Source organism: Sphingobium anseongense (assembly GCF_037725245.1).
Classification (GTDB): domain Bacteria; phylum Pseudomonadota; class Alphaproteobacteria; order Sphingomonadales; family Sphingomonadaceae; genus Sphingobium.
On record NZ_JBBJUL010000004.1, the window covers coordinates 1 to 18,657 of the forward strand.

The following is an 18,657-nucleotide window of genomic DNA, read 5'->3' on the forward strand; positions in this document are numbered from 1 at the left end:
CCTTTGTCCGAAGTTCGATGGGATCAGCTACGAGAAATGGAGAAAGCTACACTTTTGCAGAAGTTTATCCGGCATATGTTTTATCCGGCAATCGGCATATTGATGTCGGAAAACCCAGCATCAAGAAATTGACGTTTCACGTCGATGATGCTGATCAGATTTTTTATGACTTCGATGTTCTCGGTCACGTTATCGAACCGGAACCACTTATTGAAAGTGTTGTCAAAGCTAACAAGCGTTGGGTAGACCGGGACGTCCCGACCGGGCCAACCCCGCAAATTATATATTTTACTGGGCGTTGTGATCTTGCGCAGGTCGAGACGGTCATCGGAACCGTGCGCGTCTTTCACTGCCCGTCCTTCCCCAATCCCTTATCGAGTCCCCGCTTTGCAGCGATCCAGAATTGGACGCTGGTTGAAGTTGCGTTCCCTGAACCCCAGGAGTTTTTTGAGGCATTGAATCGCGTGCTCACATTGCGTCGGTTCCTGAGCCTGATCGCTGGTCGACCGCAAAATATTGATAATCTGCAACTTCACGTTGGTGATAGCGAACGTGACCAGCCGCTGGATGTTTATTGGACACGTAGCCCAAGCCGGTCAAAAGATTGGGAGCAACAGCGTCCGCACCCAAGCGAAATCCTTTCTTCCGTAGTTCAAGATCCGGAAGGCTTCAATTCATTGCTGGCTCGGTGGCTAACCGTCGATGCTGATAGGCTTGACGCCCGCGCTCGATTTGCAAATGGCTTTGACCAGCAAAGAAGCTTCCCCATTGATCGCTTGGTGGGGGCAGCGAACATGTTCGATATTCTTCCGGCAAACGCCTTACCAGAAGTCACTGCGCTGACTGAAGAGCTAGCTTCGGCCAAGCAGGAAGCTCGAAAGATTTTTAACCGGCTACCCCAATCGCCGGAACGCGACAGCGTTCTCGGGGCGCTTGGTAGGATAGGACGGCCAACGCTACGCGACAAAATCAGATACCGGGCGGATATCGTCTCGAGAGCACTCAAAAAGCCGTTACCTGATCTCGACATCGTGACCGACGAAGCCGTCAAATGCAGAAACCACTATGTTCACGGGAGCCCAGCCAGCATCAGCTATGCCGAGCATCCAGACATCAGGGTATTTCTGACCAGAGTGCTCGAATTTATCTTCGCGGCATCTGATTTGCTCGATGCTGGATGGGATATCCAGCAATGGCGTTCACAGGGATCGGTCGGAGCGCATCCGTTCAACGATGTGCTACTGGAATGGAGTCAACAAACCGAGAAATTGCGCTTACTGAGGGAGGGGGCAAGAAAGGCTTGAGAATGAGCATCGAGCAAATTCGGCAACCGGAGTGGCACGATAGGCACTCTACAGTTCGATATCCGGGCCGCGATCCGCACGGTCCCGGTCCTTATTCTGTTCGAGCGATTTAATCCGCTCATTGAAATCCGGCGCGATATCACGCCGCGCCTGTTCAGTATCCCGGTGCATGGAGCGCTGCTGCTGTTCGAACAGCCATGACAGGCGATCCGCGTTCCGGTCGGGCAGCGCCTCCTTTGTGGTCGATTGCTGGCTGGCCAGCCAATGTTCGCGCTCCTGATCCTTGATGCGCTGCTGCTTTTCCAGCCAATCGCAGCGGTCGTCCTGTTCGCTGCGCTGTTGCGCTTCCAGCCATGCGCGTCGGGCATCACGCTTGTCGCTGCGGTCGGCGACAAGCTGCGCGGCAAGGTCGCGGTGCAGTTCGGCGACACGGTCGCCATGGTCTTTGCAGATATCGACGATGCGCTGTTGAAGCTGGCGACGCTCGGCAAGCTGGGCATCGACAAGTCGCTGACGTTGGTCGCGGTCGCGCTTGAGCGCGGCCCACGCCTCGCGCTCATTCTCCGCGCGGAGTTTCGCATAGCGGCCCGTGATGCGGTCGAGAACACCGGCAAGACCATGACGCATCCGTTCGGCGCGTTGACGCTGTTCGTCCTCGTGCCGCTGCCTGAGGCCCATATCGAGGCGCTGGCGTTCCGCCGCATGATCGACCTTCATCGCCATGCGCTGCGCGTCGAGGGAAGCAAGCCGCTCGGCCTTCTGCCGGTCGGCTTCTCCGATCAGCTTTTGCAATGTCGGCGCGATATGCTCGGCGACATAAGCGCGTGTATCGTCGAGGCTGCGAAGGTCGTCGGCGCTACCGAGTCGGTCCCGCACCTCCTTGCTTTTCCTGTCGAGTAGCCGGGACAGTGCGATGACCTCGCCGCGCCAGGTCATCGCCACATGGCTGCGACTGTCGCCTTTGGCGAGATACAGCCCGCGCGCCTCCAATGCCTGCTCGAAGGAAACGCGATTGTCTGATAGCGCCGACGCCTCCTTGGCCATCAGCTTCAACTGCTTGGGATCAATGCCCTCACGCTTGGCCTGCTGGTAGAGCGAGAGGTCGAAATTGCGTGGGTCACGCTCCGTCTTGTCGATATAGCCTAGTGGCAACTTCCAACCCTGTTCGAGGTGGATGTCTTTGGAGATCGCCATGAGTCGCTGCTTGTAGAAGGGCAGCGGGATGACGGTCATGTGCTCCGCATCAATGCGCGACCAGACGGCATGGGCGTGTCGCCTGCCTTCCTTTTCGTGGAAGATCACGACGCGCGGCTGGTCCTTCAGACCGACAGAAAGCTCGATGTCGGCGATGGCTTTCTCGAACACCGACACATCGACGCTCTGGTCCTGTGGCGGGGAAAGGGATACGGAGAATAAGGTTTGGCGGGATTTGACGCCCTGATCCATCGCTTGCTGCTCACGCATGGCGTTCATCACATCGTCGGCCATGAAGCCGCGAACATCATGCTGTTCGATCTGGTCGTTGTCGCGGTCGTTGAGCAAATGGCGCGCAAGCGCCGTTGGATTGCCGCGTGTCGATGCCTTGATGATCATGGGGCATCTCGCGCATCGAGGCCGAGCGCCTGCATCAGCATCCGGCGCATTTCGGCGAGGTCGCGGCAAGCGTGACGCAGGTCAGTTTCAGTTTCGGGGGTGACGGGCAGGGAGCCGCTATTGGCGGCCTTGGCGAGTTGATTGACGTTAGAGGACAAGCGCGATTGGCCCAGAAGGGCCATAAGCTGCGAAAGAAGGATATGGTCGCGCACCGGGGCCTTGCCGCGCGTGCGCGGCGGTGGCCGGTCGGGGTCAAACAAACGCCACTTTATATATGCGCCCAAACTCATGCCCGCCGCGTCACGCTCAAGGCGCGCGCGTTCGTCACGCGACAGCCGCAGCGAAAGCGGAGCATCGCGTTTCATTTTTTCAGGCATGGGTCACGACAAACAAAGGCGCACCATTCCCGCGCGAGTGAACACGCGGGAATGGTGCGCCGGGTTGAAACGAAGTTTGGGGGTTTACGGAATCAGGGCGGAGCCATCACGGCCCGGACGGTTCCGGGCCTGCGGTGGTCGGGCAATCTTCCAAGGCATCCAGCGGCATAGCAGCCAAAAGTTGGTTCCAGTCCGCCAAGGTCGAGAAAAGTTGGTTCAAACTTTCCCCTTCAAGGCGCACCACTCCTTCCGTAGGGAAGTTTCTGAAATCAAAGGGAAAGTGCCTTTCGGCTTAGGCCGGAGGGGTTTGCCTTGGTTATGTGCCTTTGGGCCTGAAACCGGGGCGACCCTGTGGGTGGAGCGTGGGGCGGAATGGGTTTGTTCGCCCCCTCCCGTGAAAAGCTGACGGTCGGCCATCGACCATTTTTTGCCGTTTAGGGATGCCTTTCAGTTTCCTGATTGCGGACGTTCGTTTCGCAAGGCAGCATAACACAATGATCATCACACCAGCCATCATTGCACAGCTTTCTCTGGCCGATATTGACGCCGTCCTCTTCTACAAGCGGGACGAGATCACGACCGACCTGATCTGCTGCGATGTTGAAGTGGCTGGTCGTGTTTCGTCATTCCATGAGGAAGCGAAAGGTTGGAATGACCTAATCGCACACCTGTCGGCACTGCCGGGCTTTCGTGCTGATTGGTATGAAGCCGTCGCTAGCCCAGCATTTGCAGCAAGCGAAACTGTCGCGTTCGACCGGCGCTGAACGACCAAGTCGGCCTTAATGCTTCGTTTCTAAACTACCATAAAACGGCCTGTCTTCTGACCAGCTTTCATGTCTCAGATTTTCCCTCACATTTGCCTCGAAATCGATCACGGTGACTGCTGATGTGAGCAGGGTTTCTCTGCCTTGAGCAAAAGCCGCTTTAGCATATTTTTCGAGAGCCTGATGAAACGACCATGCGGCAATCTGCATCCAATCGTCGTCTCCCAATCGCTTTTCCAACGACCAGTAAATGTCGTTTTGTTCGTTGCCTAGAATTGGGACTTCGGCGGGCCAAAGCTGCTTGACGCGATCGAACAAATCCTGCGGGTCAATCATGGCGGAGCGACGTTCCCAAAGATACCAAGGCCGTCGTACGTCAGCTAATGTATGGATGTCCATCAGAAGCCGCCATTCCGCAATCCACCCTTCATCGCCGCCCAGCGCGGACCAACCTGTCAGCCGCCTGTCCGCTTTCGGCTGCAAAAGCTACCGGTCTCGAAGCGACCATTTGTTGCCGTTCATCCCCTGATTTTTGCTCGCCAGTTGCAGACAGGCCGCTTTCAGTTATCAAGAGCGCATGAAGACTTGGCTGAGAATGTTGGTGATATTGGGTTCAGTGGGATGGATCATGCCCATGTGTATGGCCTTTGCAGTTGGCCGCAGCTTTGCTTGGCTAACTTTCAGAATTGCACTAGGCGAACATGAATTGGTATCTTGGCATCCCTTTGAAACGATAGCCGCATTGTTCTACGGGGCAATGATTTGGCTCGCGATTGCGATTATTTGCTGGACGTTTTATCTCACCAAGAAGGAGTGATGCGGCCCGAAAACCGCCGCATCCCGACGCACCATTGCTGCCTCAAGCGACCATTTGTGGACGTTTCAGGCAGATCATTCTCTTCCCTGAAACCTGCCATTCATTCAGAAGGCACGTAGAAAGCTGAGGAACGAATCTGGTGGTTAGCTGGCGATCCGGCAGGATGGATCACTGCGTTTCAAGTCGCCTATAAGCGCGACAAATCGCTGCTTCGCTGAGAGCCGAGCCGCACTGTCCTTAGCTCGATCATACATGCGAACATCATATTTCGATGTTCCGGTGAAATTTACGGCTTCGATCTCGTAGTCGTTCCCAATCAGACGAAAGGATATGATGTCATTTGTCTGGTTGTGACCGTAATGAAAGCTCAATCCAGTGTTCCGTGCTGCCATCTTCACACGACAAATAACCTGTGCCGGCGAACCGGTGAGCATTACTACCCGACTTTCGCTCGGCACCTCGACGGTCGGTTTGCATGCCGCCAGTGCTGTGAGGCTTGAAAGTGAAATGATGGCAAATAACCGCATAGCCGTTGGTTATACGCTATGGTGCGAGTCCGCTACTGTGGGCGATTATCGCCAAACGATTTATCCCGCGCATCGTCCGCTATCGCCGGTCATCACCAAAAACTGACGGTCTGAAATCCGCCCATGATTGCCGTTGCCGAGCCTAGGCGGCGTGGACAAATTAGCGATGCTTGGCGAACAGGTCTCGCTGCGCTTGGTTGACCGAGCCGCTCTGCCAATCGACTTCACGCTTTGACGGCGGGATGTGGGCTCGCCGATCCTCATTGTCGTAAAACAGGGTGCCGTGAATGCCGAGCGCATCTCGCTTGAGGATCGGGCGGTCCCAGAGCAACGCCATCACCGCCCCTGCAGCGTCTTCCCCAAGCCGGTCGATCAGGTCTTCGACTAGTTCCATGTCGCGCCCATCCGGAAAGATCGCTTCGAACTCTTCCGCAGTCGCCTGGAACACGCTGAAGGTAGCATTCACCGCACCGTCAATGATCTGGATGTTCTTCATAAGGGCGTTTTGGCAGCGGATAGGACCATCGGCAACCGAACCTGATTGACGTGGGGAGAAAGCATTGATTCAAGGCTGCCTTTTGGAGGCAGGCTTGAGCCGGGGCGATCTCACTGGAGCGGAATGGCGTATTCTGAAGGGCTTGCTGCCGATCGAGCCTGAGAACCGTGGCCGAGGTAGACGTCCCGAACAGAACCGCTCAATCATCAACGGCATCCTCTGGCGGCTTCGGTGCGGCGCTCCGTGGCGCGACGTTCCGCCCAAGTATGGAAGTTGGAACACCATCTATCGGAGGTTCCGGCGATGGAGCGAGGCCGGGGTCTGGGAGACCGTGGCAGTGACACTGGCCGAGGTCATGGCGGATAGCGGCCACTACAGCATCGACAGTACCACCGTTCGCGCCCACGTCTCGGCAGCGGGCGGAAAAGGGGGACTCATCGACGCGCTCTTGGCCGCTCGCGGGGCGGGTTCACCAGTAAGCTTCACTGCCTGGCTGATGCCCTCGGACGACCACTCGCCTTCCATCTGACGGTCGGCGAGGCAGCTGATTGCAAGGCATATGATGCCCTGATCGGTTTGCCCGAGCGCACACCCGACGCCTTGCTTGCCGACAAGGGCTATGACGCCGACGCCATCCGCGCCGACCTTGCCGAACGAAACATCAAGGCCGTCATCCCCGGCCGATCAAACCGCCGCGTGAAAATCGACTATGAACGGACGCTCTACAAGCAGCGCAATCGCATCGAACGCATGTTCGGCCAGCTCAAGATTAACCGCGCCATCGCAACGCGCTACGATCAGCTCGCCAATAGCTTCCTCGGCATGGTCCATATCGCCACAGCCAGATACTGGCTCAAATTTGTCCACGCCGCCTAATCTGCTGTCATTGTGTGCAGGGCAGCCGCGTCAGTTCAGCCCGCAGCATTTTTTGTATTTTTTGCCCGATCCGCATGGGCAGGGATCGTTCCGGCCAACTTTGGCGGATGCAGGCTTATGCCGGTCGTTCTCAAGTCGCCATTCATGCAGCATCTGAACCCACATAGGGATTAGGTCTGCCGCTTCGCCGTCCCAGCGATCTTCCTCATCTTCCGTAAAGTCTGCGCGACCATCATTGATCGCTGCCAGCGTAGAAATGCCAATGATGGCGGTTTTCGGTGCTTCGTCGTCGCTCGCTCGAACCCGGTTCCACCCACCCGGGGCCAACTTCATGGCTTTCGTGAAGCCGTCGATCCATAGTTCCCACAATGTCTCACCAGTCATCGTGTCGGTTTCCAAGATCGGTTCGTATTCGCCCGGCCGATCAAGGCTGCCCAGTATCTCGTTATAGTGCTGCATCACGAGGTCGAGGAACCGCTGCAGTGCCTCCGCATCTGCGAACGCCGGTTGCGCATCGCCCCAGATGGGTTTGAGCCATTGTGATTGCGGCACCAGATCAGGGCTGACGATCAGGCCGGTCAGATAGCCGTCCAATTCTGACAGCAACATGCCTTCTTCCGACATGTCGAACAGCAGTTGGTCCAATTCATCGAGATAGGAAGCGGGCTGATTCATTCGGCCTTCTTATCGCGCCGGGAAACCTTCGTCATCGGGAACACGCGCGGAGGACCACCTTATAATGAATAGGCCGCAGCAAACGCCTATTGCGAAGCTGCCCTAACCCAGCCAAAACCGCCGTGCCTTCCGTGAAAGCCGGAAGGTGGGGCGTCAGAACCCCTCTTGAGACAACTCGGTCGCCAGATTTTCTGGGGCCGGGTGGCGTACACGTATGTCCAGCCGGCAACGGTAAAGGTGCGCGCGCTCGTTGTCTCAGCGGGTTCTGAACATCCGGCTTCGGCCGTCGCTCCGAGAGGTACATAGGGCGACGCGAGGGTGAAGCCGAAGGTCGCTCTCCAGGCGTGGGGGCGAGGGCAATGACACAATAGCGATGCTGCCTGTTCAGCCGTTCCCGACCGGGCGCGGCTCCATTCCCATGTCTGAGGAAAACACCATGAAGAAGATGACACCCTTACTGTGTCTGGCGCTCGTCAGCGCCTGCACCACACCCGCCGATGTTTCGAAGCCTTTGGCGGCCGGCGGTGACAAGAATGCTAAGTCCACCATCAAGGACACCGCGACCGGCTTCAGCGTCGATCTGCGCTACTCCCGCTACCAGTTCGTGCCGGAAGCCGACGCGCGGTTGGTGGCATGCCGATCGATCGCCACGACGCGCGCCTGCGAAGAAGCCAAGAGCCGGGGCCGGGAAATCCAGCCGATCAACGAACAGACCCTGCGCGTATCGGTCGGCCACAACATCATGAACGCCCGCTCAGCCTGTCGCGCCTTTGTCGAAGCGGTCTGGAAGTGAACCTCATCATCACAAGGAATCATAGCATGATCAAAGCATCCATCATCGCGGCGGTGCTGGATCGAGCATGGGGACCGGCGTATCGTCGGTATGGATCTTCGAGGCTGTCAGCCCGACCTCCCGGATACGGCTGATGATCGGGTCGAGCAGCACGGATGCTTGCCCGACCCAGCCTGCCAGCGTCGAGCGGTCGATCTCGATGCCCTGCGCGGCCATGATCTCAGCCTGGCGGTACAGCGGAAGGTGATGGTCGAACTTGGAGACGACGACATGGGCCAGCGTGCCGAAAGTCGCCTTGCCCCGGGCGATCGCCTTTACCGGCGCGGGCGCCTGTACGATCTTCTCGCACGACCGGCAGCTATATTTGGGGCCGCGCAAGGCGGCCGGCAGGCCACACTTACGGATATGAAGGTGAAAAGGATTTCCCCTCATGGATTTCTGACATGGGGAGAAAGCTGCAAGCCAGTATGCTCGAAGTGACGTGCTCCCGTTTTCTCCAGTCGTAACTGAAGGCCGGGGTTGTCATCGTGCCCATACGGGGCGGAGGTGCACAAGCCGCCCAGCAGAATCGGCGGGCGTCAGGTCGCTGTGTAGGTAAGCTTCCGGTCTCGACCATTGGAAGTAACCGCTGGCCAGAAAGCACTCTCAGCAGGATTGTCAGACAGTCTCTGCCTCAACTCCAATTATAGAACGTGTCGGAATCGCGCGCGACAAGATCGGCGCCATTGCTGCCCGCTATCATGTCAGTCGCAACTATAGGCCACGCTTACCTCTGCCGCGAATGTCAAATGTGAGATTCTCACTCCAGCCGTCCTGCCGAAGATAACAGCACCGGCCTTTCGAGGGCTCACGGGTTCCGAACTATTGCGCTTTGGTCAGAACGATTGTTTCTTCTGCCGTTTTCCGTCCATGCACATGAAACCCCATCTCAAGCGCTTCCAGGAATGCAGTGGTGGCCCCGGCATGAAAAGCGCCGCTTATCGCGATCTTCCCGGTCGCCTCGTTCGCTACTTGCAAACGGGTTTTGCTGTAGCGATTCATCTCCGCGACGGCTTGTGACAGCGGAATATTATCCAGCCTCACTACGCCCTCACGCCAGTTGCGCCACGCGTCGGGATCCACCTGGCGCACGGTCATCCCCGTGGCGGACGCGATCACGAGTTGGCGAGGGTTCATCCCGATGCGCGCGTCGCCCCCGGCGCCGCGCTGCGAGGCAACCGTCACCTTGCCCTCGGCCAGCATCACCTCGGTCAGGCCTTTCATGATGCGCACGTCGAACGCGGTTCCATGGGCCTCCACGCGTAACCCGCCAGCATAAACGACAAAGGGACGGGGCTGATGTCGGGCGACTTCGAACCAGGCCTGCCCGTCGATCAGCGTCAGCCTTCGTTCTCGCCGGGTATAAGCCACTTGCACCCGACTTGACGAGTTGAGCATCACTCGCGAGCCGTCGCCGAGAGTAAGCATCGTCCGCTGGCCGATAGCGGTCTGGAAGACCTGTGCCCCCCCGATATCGGAATCCGCTGTTGCCAATCGCGACGGGGCCGCACTCGGCCGGTAATATTCATAGGCGCCGAGTCCGGCGATCAGCATGGCGAACGCAGCCACAACTAGGGGAGCGATCGCGAGGCGCGACCGCCGTCGAACGGCGAGCCGTGCGAGAGTTTGGTGTCGTAGCGACAGCATTTCCGGCGTATCGGCCAAAGCGCGGATATCATCATGCTTTGCGGCGACCCTGGCATAAGCCGCGGCGTTCGCCATGTCCGCATCCCGCCAGCGCTCAAACTCGATCTCACCGCGCGCGTCCAGTCCCTGGGTAAAGCGCCAATGCCAGTGGGCAGCCGCCTCGTCGGACGTTAGGGGCGTTTTCCTAGCGATAATGCCAGTCTCCCAGCGCCTGGGCAACATGGGCGAGCGCACGGACATAATGTTTTTCCGTGGCTCGGCGGGAAATGCCGACGGCTGCGGCGATATCATCCATGCGGCATTCCTCGAATATGCGCAGGACGAAGATGTCCCGCGTTCGCTCCGGCAGTTCCAGCAGTGCCGCGCGCAGGTGCACGATCGCTTCTCTTCCCTCCAGGACGCGCAGCGGCGTCAGATCCGACCCCTGAAGCAGCTTCTCGTCGAATTCCACATGGTTCGAGGCATGTCGGACTACGTCGCGCCTCACCTTGTCCAACAGGGCGCTGGCCGCTGTTACGAAGAGATAATGCTCGGGCTCTTTAATCGCCATGGGGTTCGGGAGGGCGCTAAGCCGCAAGAAAACCTCCTGGACGAGATCGGCCACATCCTGCCGATCGCGGACGCGACGTTCGAAGAAACGGGCTAGTGGCGTGGAATACCGCTTCGCCAACGCGGCGAGCAGACCTTGACGATCCATGTCGCCCGTGTCGTGAACACCCCTCGCCAGATCGCTAACGGCCATCATCCCTCCCGCCAGGCTTTATATAATCTTTCGTCCAGCACGTACAGGGATCGCGCTACTCATTCAAATGCCTGCTTAATTGTCAAGTGGCACTGTGCGGGCGTCCAAGCATGGACGCCCGACCAAAATAAGTCGACGTTTGAATTTAGCGCACGGCCGGCCACACGATCCCTTGCCGCACTGGCACGGCACCGATCCCCTTATAGTTGAAGCGCTGGAGCCGTTTCCCTTCCCAGGTCTCGGTCGTGTAGATATTGCCCTTCGCATCCGTCGCAATGCTGTGCACACCATAGAATTGCCCAGGCTGACGCCCGCCGTCGCCGAACTGGGTCACGACCGCCAGCGTCTTGCGATCAATCACTCTGATCTTGTTGTTGGAGCCATCCGCCATGTAGATGTAGCGCTGCTGAGCATCCCGCGAAAACGCGATATCCCAAACTGAGCCTGCACCCTTGGTGTTGCGATCAAAGAATGCTTCTTTGACGAATTTTCCCTCCGGCGTGAAAACCTGGAGCCTGTCATTGGAACGATCGCAGACATAGATGAGCCGATCGACGGACATGCCAACGCAGTGTACCGGTTTACGGAATTGCTGGGGGATGGGCTCTGCCGGATCATAGTTCGGCATGGGCTTGTCGTCGGGCTTGTTACCATAGGCACCCCAGTAACGCTTGAATTTGCCGGTATCCGCATCAATCACAACAAGACGTTTATTGAGATATCCATCGGCGATGTACGCCTCGTTCGTCTTGGGGTCGACCATGATCTTTGCGACGCTGCCGAAGCTGATCTGATCGCTGCTGTCTGCGGCGAAGCCAGGGGCGGCGCCCTCTGAGCTGTCGGGCAGCGCGCCTGACGAGCGACGGGCGCCCTTCTTGCCGACCTGCATCAGGAACTTGCCGTCCTTGGTGAATTTCAGGATGTGCGCGTCGGCAGCGCCGGATCCGCCGAGCCAGACATTACCTTTATGGTCCACGTAAATGCTGTGCATCCCGTCGGGCCACTCAAACCCTTCGCCTGGCCCGCCCCAATGGCGCAGCAGGTTGCCGGCCTGGTCGAATTCCAGCACCGGCGGCGCGGCGGCGCAGCATTCGGCATCTTTCGTTTCGAGGAACTTTTCCGGGGCCCCAAGGGTGGGTGAACCGCGATGAACAATCCAGATATGCTCGTCTGCATCTACCGAGACACCCACAGCTTGACCGAGTATCCAATGATTGGGAAGAGGCTTGGGCCATGCCGGATCGACTTCGAACCGGGGTGCGGTTACTTTAGCGGCCTGCATCTCTACGGCAGGCGTCTGCGCATTTACGGCGCTGCTGCTCAATAGCGTTCCGGTCCCGCCCAGCGCGATCGCCACTGCAAGGCCCCCATCGATGAGAATGCGCTTGGGGCTTACGCCGTGCCGTAGTCGATGTGACATGTATCTCTCCTATTAATTGCGCAATGACCAACCGCTCAGCGCAGACAAACTATTTTAGGCTATATCTTGAAGCGAAGGCCCAGGGTGAAGCGCCTGCCAAGCACATCATATAATGAATAATTTGTAACTGTCGCGCTATTAGAAACAATAGTCAGCGTGTTAGGTGGCTTTCTGTTGAAGGCGTTGTTAATGCCGAAATAGAGTACATTTTGACTGCCCATGAAAGATCCAAATTTATAAGATGCCATTATATCGGTGTAGGCCACCATCGGTACGGAATTAGTAGCGATGTCGATGCCTTCCACGAAGTTCGGGTTTCTGGTGCCCTTCGATATCAGGCGCTCCTGGACGAACAGCGAATATTTGTTGTCGCTATACTCCATTGAAAAAGACGCGCCCCAGCGGGGAGCGGAAAACGTCTCTTCAAGACCGCCCACGATTTTCGAATTGGCGGCGACAAATGTGGAGTTTGATGCAGACAACAGGTAATTGCCGAGGATGCTGGCGGCCAAAGTTCCCCGGCCAAGACCATGTTGGTAGGCCAGTTCGAAATCGAGGCCGGAATTGCTGATCGTAGCGATGTTCGATGGCGTCGACCTTATCGTGACGCCCACCGAGCCGGGAAGAATCTGCGTCGTGCTTGTGATTGGTGTAGCGCCATTGTTCAGCGTGATCAGATTGCAAAATGCCTGATTCCCGGTGTAGCACCCATCGATGATGGCAAGGGTGTTCGGCTGGGCGATCGCATCCTTGATCTTGATCTTGTAATAATCGAGCGATACTTGAAGGCCCGGCAGCCATGACGGCTTTACGACGCCCCCAAAGGTCGTCGTCGTGCTTTTTTCAGGTTCTAGATTGGGATTTCCGATCCCCATGCGGATGCGGACGGGAACGAGATAGGAAGAACCCGGAAAGACTGCGGATGACCCAGGCAGGACGAACTGGCTTGCGATGGTCTGGCCCCCGCTGAACAGTTCCGATGTGTTGGGAGCCCGTATGTCGCGGGACCGTGTGTATCGAAGGCGAACGTCATCGTTGACCTGCCAATTACCGCCCAGCTTCCAGGAATAGGTAAGACCACTGAGATTATAGTCGGTCGCCCGGGCTGCGAGGGTCAGATCAAGCCGTCGAGCAAGCGAAAAACTGCCGACTTGCAGATCTTTCAGGACCGGCACGCCGAGTTCCACATAGCCTTCTGTGGCTGTGACAACACCCGACGCAGGCGACGGATTATAGGACAGATAACCGCCATATAAAGTGCCGGTGTTCATGGCCGCGGGGCATCCCCGAACCCCCGTGCAATTGACGAATGTGTTCGACAGGGGATCGACTTCAAGCTTGGAGGTCTCACGGCGATACGCCACGCCCAGGGCCACCTTGATCGGCCCAGCGCCCAAATTGAAATCTTCGCCCAGGTCGCCGCGCACATTGGCATTGAACGCAGCCTGCTTGAGCGTAGAGTGACCCTTGTTTCGGCCCGTCACATAATCATTGGCTGCGGCACTGACCGAGCCGTTGCCGAAAATGTTCATCGGAGCGCAATCTGGATCCAGCCCCGCGAGATTGGATCGGCAGACGATCTGTCCGTTGGCGGGATTCACGACAGCATCGGCAGCGGCATACAGGTTACGGTTGATAATTTGTACGCGATCGAGTTGCTGATCGACATGGCTGTAGCTGAAGCTGGTGTCGAAGCCCCACTTGCCGACATGACCTTTGATACCAGCCGATGCGCGCGCTATCCATGTTTTAGCGATATTCGTAATGGGCGTTATGTCATCGGAAAATCGGCCGACCGTAAAGGATTGGAGGGTCGGATTCGCGTCGAACATCGAGACCACGGCGGCGGGAAGATAGGCGTTGCCCCGGAATATCGTGAACTGGCTTGAAGACAGATAACTGTAGTTCGGAAAGGTGACGTTGTAAGAATTTGCCCGGCTGTAAAGTCCCTCTGCGAAGATCGTCACGTCGTCGCTCAGGTCGAATTCGCCGTGTGAGAACAGGTTGATCCGGCTCTGTCGCGGCGTCAGCTGCGGCAGTCGTCTCGGCCCGTCGCCGCCGCCTGTCGAGGAACCGGTGGGCGTGGTCCCGCCATCGAAGGGCAGAAGGACGCCGTTAGGACCAAATTGCTGACCGCGAAGTGGCCCCGAAGTGATCAGGCCTCCTGTGCTGGCGGTTGGCGCGCGCAGATTGGGAACCACGATGAGCCGAGGCCGCGCCCCCGAGACCGGATTGAGATAAACGCCGGTCGGGTTATCGAACCAGCTTCGACCATTGGGCTGGTTGGAATATCCTACGGCATCTTCATGATAATATTCCGCGCTCGCGATCACCCGCCCGCGATCGTCGGCGAAGGCGCGTCCGTAGACGAGTGACGCATTGATGCTCGCATTGTCGCCATAGGTAGTGATGCCGCCGTTTACATTGCCCTTGAGCCCTTCGAAACGGGTATCGAGAATGAAGTTGACGACGCCGGCAACAGCATCGGAGCCGTAGCTTGCCGACGCACCACCCGTCACGACATCCACGCGCTTGATGAGGGCCTGCGGGAGAATGTTGGTGTCTGTAGATCCTGCGTTGTTCGTTATCGGCAACCGGTTACCATCGAGAAGGATCAGAGTCCGGGATGCGCCCAGATTGCGCATGTTCAGAAGGTTCTGGCCGTTGGTCCCGGTGGAAGCAGACGTATTGGCGACCTGGCTGGCGCTGGTGGATCCTCTTAATTGAGGGAGCTGGTTGAGCGCATCGGAAACCTTGTTCGCGGAACGGTTTGCCAACTGAGCCGCATTGAATGTGCTCACCGGTGTCGGCGCGGAAAAGCCACCACCGCTCAGTCGGCTGCCGGTTACGACGATGTCGCTTTCCTCGGAGGGGAGCGCTTGGGCCACCGGAGGAGGAACGGGTGCGGTTTCCGGTCGCTCTGGCGCATCCTGTGTTTCTTCGGGCACCAGCACAAATGCACCGCTCGGCGTGCGGCGATGGCGCAGACCTGATCCGCGCAGTAGCATCGCCAGCGCCTGATCGGCGGTAAACCGTCCGTTAAGCCGTGCGGACCGCTTACCCTTCAGCAATGCCGGCGAATATAATATCTGCTGCCGCGTCTGGGCGATAAATTGGCTGAGGCCGTCATCCAGGTTTGTTGCCGCGATCCTGACCGGCACTATCTGCGCGCGCTCTTCAGCATGCGCCGGCATGGCCGCAACTATTGCTGCTGCCGACGCTGCTATCGCTAAGCCACGACGCGATGGCGCGTAAAAACGCTTCATAAAACCTCTCCCGCTTCACACTCCCTTATCCGGGAGCTATCAACGAAGACGCGACCGTCGCCATTATGCGAACCGGCATCAGCAACAAAATTGGCGATTATAAGCAAGATATTGTATTATAAAGGAATATTATTTGCCGCGGTGGTGGTTGACCGGCTGACCGGCGAGCTCCGCGATGCACATATCTTCGTGGCGGTGCTGGGCGCGTCGAGCCTGTCCTATGCCGAGGCGAGCTGGACCGAGACGCTGCCCGACTGGATCGCCGCGTATGTGCGGGCGCTGGAGGCATTCGGTGGCGCGCCGGCGCTGTTCGTGCCCGACAATGCGAAGGTCGCGGTGATCAAGGCCTGCCTGTATCAGCGCGTGCCAAAGCAGTTCGCCAGCCTGGCATTGGCGCGCGGCAACGGACGCTACGCCCGCTTCCTGGCCAAGCTCCGGGGAGCGACATCATCTCGGAACAAGGGGACGCAATCATCTCGGAAACGAGGGGCGGCTTCATCGGAATCGGCATACCAAAGTCATCCAGCGCGATCCGGCCTCCCTGTGCCCGCAGTGTTGCTATATTCGGGCCGCACGCTGCAGCGTTCTCGATGAAGCAGGTTTCGGTGATCTCCAGCTCCAGCTTATGCGGATCAAGCCCCGTGTGCTGAAGAATGGCCAGTACGATCGCGGCAAAGTTGGGGTGCGCAATTGAACGGCCGATACGTTTACCGAGAGCATCTCGATCTCCCAGGACTTCGCGGCGGCGCAAGCCAAAGCCCGCCCCTGCGATTGGTCAGGTTGAGCACCCCGGCCGTTTCGATCACATAGTAGATCTTCTCATCGCTCAGGCCCGCGCCATGTAATGCCTGCACGTCGGCCTTCCATGCGCCACGGTAGGTTGGCTGAAACAGGCATGCCTCGGCCGCCCATTGTAGACATTCTAGGCGGCGTGGACAAATTAGCGATGCTTGGCGAACAGGTCTCGCTGCGCTTGGTTGACCGAGCCGCTCTGCCAATCGACTTCACGCTTTGACGGCGGGATGTGGGCTCGCCGATCCTCATTGTCGTAAAACAGGGTGCCGTGAATGCCGAGCGCATCTCGCTTGAGGATCGGGCGGTCCCAGAGCAACGCCATCACCGCCCCTGCAGCGTCTTCCCCAAGCCGGTCGATCAGGTCTTCGACTAGTTCCATGTCGCGCCCATCCGGAAAGATCGCTTCGAACTCTTCCGCAGTCGCCTGGAACACGCTGAAGGTAGCATTCACCGCACCGTCAATGATCTGGATGTTCTTCATAAGGGCGTTTTGGCAGCGGATAGGACCATCGGCAACCGAACCTGATTGACGTGGGGAGAAAGCATTGATTCAAGGCTGCCTTTTGGAGGCAGGCTTGAGCCGGGGCGATCTCACTGGAGCGGAATGGCGTATTCTGAAGGGCTTGCTGCCGATCGAGCCTGAGAACCGTGGCCGAGGTAGACGTCCCGAACAGAACCGCTCAATCATCAACGGCATCCTCTGGCGGCTTCGGTGCGGCGCTCCGTGGCGCGACGTTCCGCCCAAGTATGGAAGTTGGAACACCATCTATCGGAGGTTCCGGCGATGGAGCGAGGCCGGGGTCTGGGAGACCGTGGCAGTGACACTGGCCGAGGTCATGGCGGATAGCGGCCACTACAGCATCGACAGTACCACCGTTCGCGCCCACGTCTCGGCAGCGGGCGGAAAAGGGGGACTCATCGACGCGCTCTTGGCCGCTCGCGGGGCGGGTTCACCAGTAAGCTTCACTGCCTGGCTGATGCCCTCGGACGACCACTCGCCTTCCATCTGACGGTCGGCGAGGCAGCTGATTGCAAGGCATATGATGCCCTGATCGGTTTGCCCGAGCGCACACCCGACGCCTTGCTTGCCGACAAGGGCTATGACGCCGACGCCATCCGCGCCGACCTTGCCGAACGAAACATCAAGGCCGTCATCCCCGGCCGATCAAACCGCCGCGTGAAAATCGACTATGAACGGACGCTCTACAAGCAGCGCAATCGCATCGAACGCATGTTCGGCCAGCTCAAGATTAACCGCGCCATCGCAACGCGCTACGATCAGCTCGCCAATAGCTTCCTCGGCATGGTCCATATCGCCACAGCCAGATACTGGCTCAAATTTGTCCATGCCGCCTAAAGTCTTCTATCACCTCAGGTAACGCGCTCTAAGCTTTGCAATATCAGATGATCCCAAAGCCAATTCTTTATTGAGATAGTCGGGTATACTGCCATAGGTTTTGTCCATGTAAGCGAGGAATTGGACAAGATGTGACTGCCCGCTCTGGTTGTAAAGGGGCTTTGCCTCTATCCCGCCGGGTTCTGCTACAGCCACAGCATAACGTTGCACGATCGGATTGCCAGGATATGCGACCAAATCGAGTTTGGGCATTTCCCATTGCGGCCTGCGGCTGCTGGTTGAAAGGTGATAATCCTCGATAATCGTCCTGCGATCGACTCCCAGCGCTGAAAGAATCAACGACACGGCGATGCCGGTACGATCCTGGCCAGCTGAACAATGAACTAACGTCGCTCCCTCCCCCGCAAGCAGACGCTTGAACAAGGACCGCAGTTGAGGCCTCAGGATTATCTCTAAGCCTGCATACATCGCATCGACGTCTCCGCCGGCAAACTGCTTCATCAGCGGTACGATAGAATAATCGTTGCTGATGAAGAGCGCGCCTGTTCGGTCGTCCAGCTGGTCGGGGGCGACCTCCCGCTCTTCATTGGCCCTCAAGTCCACGATGGTATCGATGCCAAGCCCGCCGAGTAGCCTATAATCTTGGTTCGTCAGCACGGGCAGAGCGCCGGATCGGTAGATCTTGCCCCATCGGACTGTCTTGCCTCCCGCACCCCGGTATCCTCCGATGTCGCGGAAGTTGCTCCCTTGCTCAAGAGGCAGAAGCCGTTCGGCGACGACGGTCAAACTGCCGTCGCCTCGGTCGCGCAGCACAATGTATCGCCGCTGTCCTGCTTGGGCGGACCACGTCGCTTCCCCGGCGCGGCTTCCCCGAAACATGGGTTTGGCCCCCCGCGCGAGGATCGGAGACTCGCTGACGTAGACGTCCACCGGGTCGGCATCGTGCCAGTGTACAGTCAGCCGATCTCGATCAAGGCGAACCACATTGGCGTCCTCGATCGCGGCTGCCGGTGCAGCCGTGGCGCAGCCCAGCAAGGTGACGAGCTTCCAAAATGCCATTAGTTCACTCCCAACATGCGCTGAAATTGCTGTATGCTTCACATTGTCGGCGTGCCGGTGCGGGGGCAACGCTACGCCGCAATGTTGAAAGGTTCCACCGTCGAGAAGGA

Annotated in this window: 17 protein-coding genes and 4 pseudogenes; 8 read left to right on the forward strand and 13 right to left on the reverse strand. The window is 58.1% G+C overall.

Annotated elements, in window-relative coordinates:
- A partial coding sequence (locus WG908_RS06360) for an ApeA N-terminal domain 1-containing protein (RefSeq protein WP_340185747.1) occupies positions 1-1,304 on the forward strand: 1,304 nt, incomplete at its 5' end.
- 48 nt (positions 1,305-1,352) lie between these two features.
- Here the strand turns inward: WG908_RS06360 and WG908_RS06365 are convergent.
- Both WG908_RS06365 and WG908_RS06370 read right to left on the reverse strand, forming a co-directional pair.
- The gene (locus WG908_RS06365; protein WP_340185748.1) at positions 1,353-2,897 is read right to left on the reverse strand and encodes a relaxase/mobilization nuclease domain-containing protein; all 1,545 of its coding nucleotides are present in this window, start codon (positions 2,895-2,897) and stop codon (positions 1,353-1,355) included.
- The gene (locus tag WG908_RS06370) at positions 2,894-3,262 is read right to left on the reverse strand and encodes a hypothetical protein (RefSeq protein WP_340185749.1); all 369 of its coding nucleotides are present in this window, start codon (positions 3,260-3,262) and stop codon (positions 2,894-2,896) included. Before WG908_RS06370 ends, WG908_RS06365 begins: the two co-directional genes overlap by 4 nt.
- 506 nt (positions 3,263-3,768) lie before the next feature.
- Here WG908_RS06370 and WG908_RS06375 point away from each other — a divergent pair.
- A complete protein-coding gene (locus WG908_RS06375; protein ID WP_340185750.1) occupies positions 3,769-4,038 on the forward strand; it encodes a hypothetical protein in 270 nt (89 codons plus the stop codon).
- A 15-nt stretch (positions 4,039-4,053) separates the two neighbouring features.
- Here the strand turns inward: WG908_RS06375 and WG908_RS06380 are convergent, their stop codons facing one another.
- Positions 4,054-4,437: a hypothetical protein gene (locus WG908_RS06380; RefSeq protein ID WP_340185751.1), complete on the reverse strand. Its 384-nt coding sequence runs from the start codon at positions 4,435-4,437 to the stop codon at positions 4,054-4,056.
- Between the two features lie 178 nt (positions 4,438-4,615).
- On the opposite strand from WG908_RS06380, the gene WG908_RS06385 reads away from it, so the two are divergent.
- Together WG908_RS06385 and WG908_RS06390 are read left to right on the forward strand one after the other, a co-directional pair.
- Positions 4,616-4,855, forward strand: a complete 240-nt coding sequence (locus WG908_RS06385) for a hypothetical protein (RefSeq protein ID WP_340185752.1) — start codon at positions 4,616-4,618, stop codon at positions 4,853-4,855.
- Positions 4,856-5,230: 375 nt separating this feature from the next.
- On the forward strand, positions 5,231-5,488 hold the full coding sequence (locus WG908_RS06390) for a hypothetical protein (protein ID WP_340185753.1): 258 nt from the start codon (positions 5,231-5,233) through the stop codon (positions 5,486-5,488).
- A 54-nt stretch (positions 5,489-5,542) separates the two neighbouring features.
- Here WG908_RS06390 and WG908_RS06395 read toward each other — a convergent pair whose 3' ends face one another.
- Positions 5,543-5,878 (reverse strand): DUF8220 family protein, encoded by a 336-nt coding sequence (locus WG908_RS06395; protein WP_340185754.1) that lies wholly within the window; start codon positions 5,876-5,878, stop codon positions 5,543-5,545.
- A 142-nt stretch (positions 5,879-6,020) separates the two neighbouring features.
- On the opposite strand from WG908_RS06395, the pseudogene WG908_RS06400 reads away from it, so the two are divergent.
- A pseudogene (locus tag WG908_RS06400) lies at positions 6,021-6,754 on the forward strand (IS5 family transposase).
- Positions 6,755-6,784: 30 nt separating this feature from the next.
- Here WG908_RS06400 and WG908_RS06405 read toward each other — a convergent pair.
- The gene (locus tag WG908_RS06405; RefSeq protein ID WP_340185755.1) at positions 6,785-7,429 is read right to left on the reverse strand and encodes a UPF0149 family protein; all 645 of its coding nucleotides are present in this window, start codon (positions 7,427-7,429) and stop codon (positions 6,785-6,787) included.
- Between the two features lie 373 nt (positions 7,430-7,802).
- On the opposite strand from WG908_RS06405, the gene WG908_RS06410 reads away from it, so the two are divergent.
- A complete protein-coding gene (locus tag WG908_RS06410; RefSeq protein ID WP_340185756.1) occupies positions 7,803-8,222 on the forward strand; it encodes a hypothetical protein in 420 nt (139 codons plus the stop codon).
- A 57-nt stretch (positions 8,223-8,279) separates the two neighbouring features.
- Here the strand turns inward: WG908_RS06410 and WG908_RS06415 are convergent.
- The 5 genes and pseudogenes from WG908_RS06415 to WG908_RS06435 form a co-directional block, all read right to left on the reverse strand.
- Positions 8,280-8,591, reverse strand: a pseudogene (locus WG908_RS06415) (IS66 family transposase); the annotation flags it as partial.
- Positions 8,592-9,083: 492 nt separating this feature from the next.
- A complete protein-coding gene (locus WG908_RS06420; RefSeq protein WP_340185757.1) occupies positions 9,084-9,983 on the reverse strand; it encodes a FecR family protein in 900 nt (299 codons plus the stop codon).
- Positions 9,984-10,092: 109 nt separating this feature from the next.
- Positions 10,093-10,650, reverse strand: coding sequence for an RNA polymerase sigma factor (locus tag WG908_RS06425; RefSeq protein WP_340185758.1), 558 nt, complete (start codon positions 10,648-10,650; stop codon positions 10,093-10,095).
- Between the two features lie 145 nt (positions 10,651-10,795).
- On the reverse strand, positions 10,796-12,007 hold the full coding sequence (locus WG908_RS06430; protein WP_340185759.1) for an NHL repeat-containing protein: 1,212 nt from the start codon (positions 12,005-12,007) through the stop codon (positions 10,796-10,798).
- A gap of 122 nt (positions 12,008-12,129) precedes the next feature.
- Positions 12,130-15,336 (reverse strand): TonB-dependent receptor, encoded by a 3,207-nt coding sequence (locus tag WG908_RS06435; RefSeq protein WP_340185760.1) that lies wholly within the window; start codon positions 15,334-15,336, stop codon positions 12,130-12,132.
- Between the two features lie 141 nt (positions 15,337-15,477).
- Here WG908_RS06435 and WG908_RS06440 point away from each other — a divergent pair.
- Positions 15,478-15,741, forward strand: a pseudogene (locus tag WG908_RS06440) (IS21 family transposase); the annotation flags it as partial.
- On the opposite strand, the gene WG908_RS06445 reads toward WG908_RS06440, so the two are convergent.
- Both WG908_RS06445 and WG908_RS06450 read right to left on the reverse strand, forming a co-directional pair.
- A complete protein-coding gene (locus WG908_RS06445; protein WP_340186050.1) occupies positions 15,677-16,087 on the reverse strand; it encodes an EAL domain-containing protein in 411 nt (136 codons plus the stop codon). The pseudogene WG908_RS06440 and the gene WG908_RS06445 sit on opposite strands and share 65 nt — an antisense overlap.
- Positions 16,088-16,276: 189 nt before the next feature.
- Complete coding sequence (locus WG908_RS06450; RefSeq protein WP_340185754.1) at positions 16,277-16,612, reverse strand: DUF8220 family protein; 336 nt, start codon at positions 16,610-16,612, stop codon at positions 16,277-16,279.
- A 142-nt stretch (positions 16,613-16,754) separates the two neighbouring features.
- On the opposite strand from WG908_RS06450, the pseudogene WG908_RS06455 reads away from it, so the two are divergent.
- Positions 16,755-17,488, forward strand: a pseudogene (locus WG908_RS06455) (IS5 family transposase).
- 9 nt (positions 17,489-17,497) lie between these two features.
- Here the strand turns inward: WG908_RS06455 and WG908_RS06460 are convergent.
- The gene (locus WG908_RS06460) at positions 17,498-18,547 is read right to left on the reverse strand and encodes a tyrosine-protein phosphatase (RefSeq protein WP_340185761.1); all 1,050 of its coding nucleotides are present in this window, start codon (positions 18,545-18,547) and stop codon (positions 17,498-17,500) included.
- Positions 18,548-18,657 lie beyond the last annotated feature (110 nt).

What these genes read in the sequence shown, in the direction of transcription:
- WG908_RS06375 (WP_340185750.1), top strand. Translation starts at nt 3,769, where the DNA reads ATGATCATCACACCAGCCATCATTGCACAGCTTTCTCTGGCCGATATT.
- WG908_RS06435 (WP_340185760.1), bottom strand. Translation starts at nt 15,336, where the DNA reads ATGAAGCGTTTTTACGCGCCATCGCGTCGTGGCTTAGCGATAGCAGCG.
- WG908_RS06365 (WP_340185748.1), bottom strand. Translation starts at nt 2,897, where the DNA reads ATGATCATCAAGGCATCGACACGCGGCAATCCAACGGCGCTTGCGCGC.
- WG908_RS06420 (WP_340185757.1), bottom strand. Translation starts at nt 9,983, where the DNA reads ATGGCGAACGCCGCGGCTTATGCCAGGGTCGCCGCAAAGCATGATGAT.
- WG908_RS06425 (WP_340185758.1), bottom strand. Translation starts at nt 10,650, where the DNA reads ATGGCCGTTAGCGATCTGGCGAGGGGTGTTCACGACACGGGCGACATG.
- WG908_RS06380 (WP_340185751.1), bottom strand. Translation starts at nt 4,437, where the DNA reads ATGGACATCCATACATTAGCTGACGTACGACGGCCTTGGTATCTTTGG.
- WG908_RS06460 (WP_340185761.1), bottom strand. Translation starts at nt 18,547, where the DNA reads ATGGCATTTTGGAAGCTCGTCACCTTGCTGGGCTGCGCCACGGCTGCA.
- WG908_RS06450 (WP_340185754.1), bottom strand. Translation starts at nt 16,612, where the DNA reads ATGAAGAACATCCAGATCATTGACGGTGCGGTGAATGCTACCTTCAGC.
- WG908_RS06405 (WP_340185755.1), bottom strand. Translation starts at nt 7,429, where the DNA reads ATGAATCAGCCCGCTTCCTATCTCGATGAATTGGACCAACTGCTGTTC.
- WG908_RS06385 (WP_340185752.1), top strand. Translation starts at nt 4,616, where the DNA reads ATGAAGACTTGGCTGAGAATGTTGGTGATATTGGGTTCAGTGGGATGG.
- WG908_RS06370 (WP_340185749.1), bottom strand. Translation starts at nt 3,262, where the DNA reads ATGAAACGCGATGCTCCGCTTTCGCTGCGGCTGTCGCGTGACGAACGC.
- WG908_RS06410 (WP_340185756.1), top strand. Translation starts at nt 7,803, where the DNA reads ATGCTGCCTGTTCAGCCGTTCCCGACCGGGCGCGGCTCCATTCCCATG.
- WG908_RS06395 (WP_340185754.1), bottom strand. Translation starts at nt 5,878, where the DNA reads ATGAAGAACATCCAGATCATTGACGGTGCGGTGAATGCTACCTTCAGC.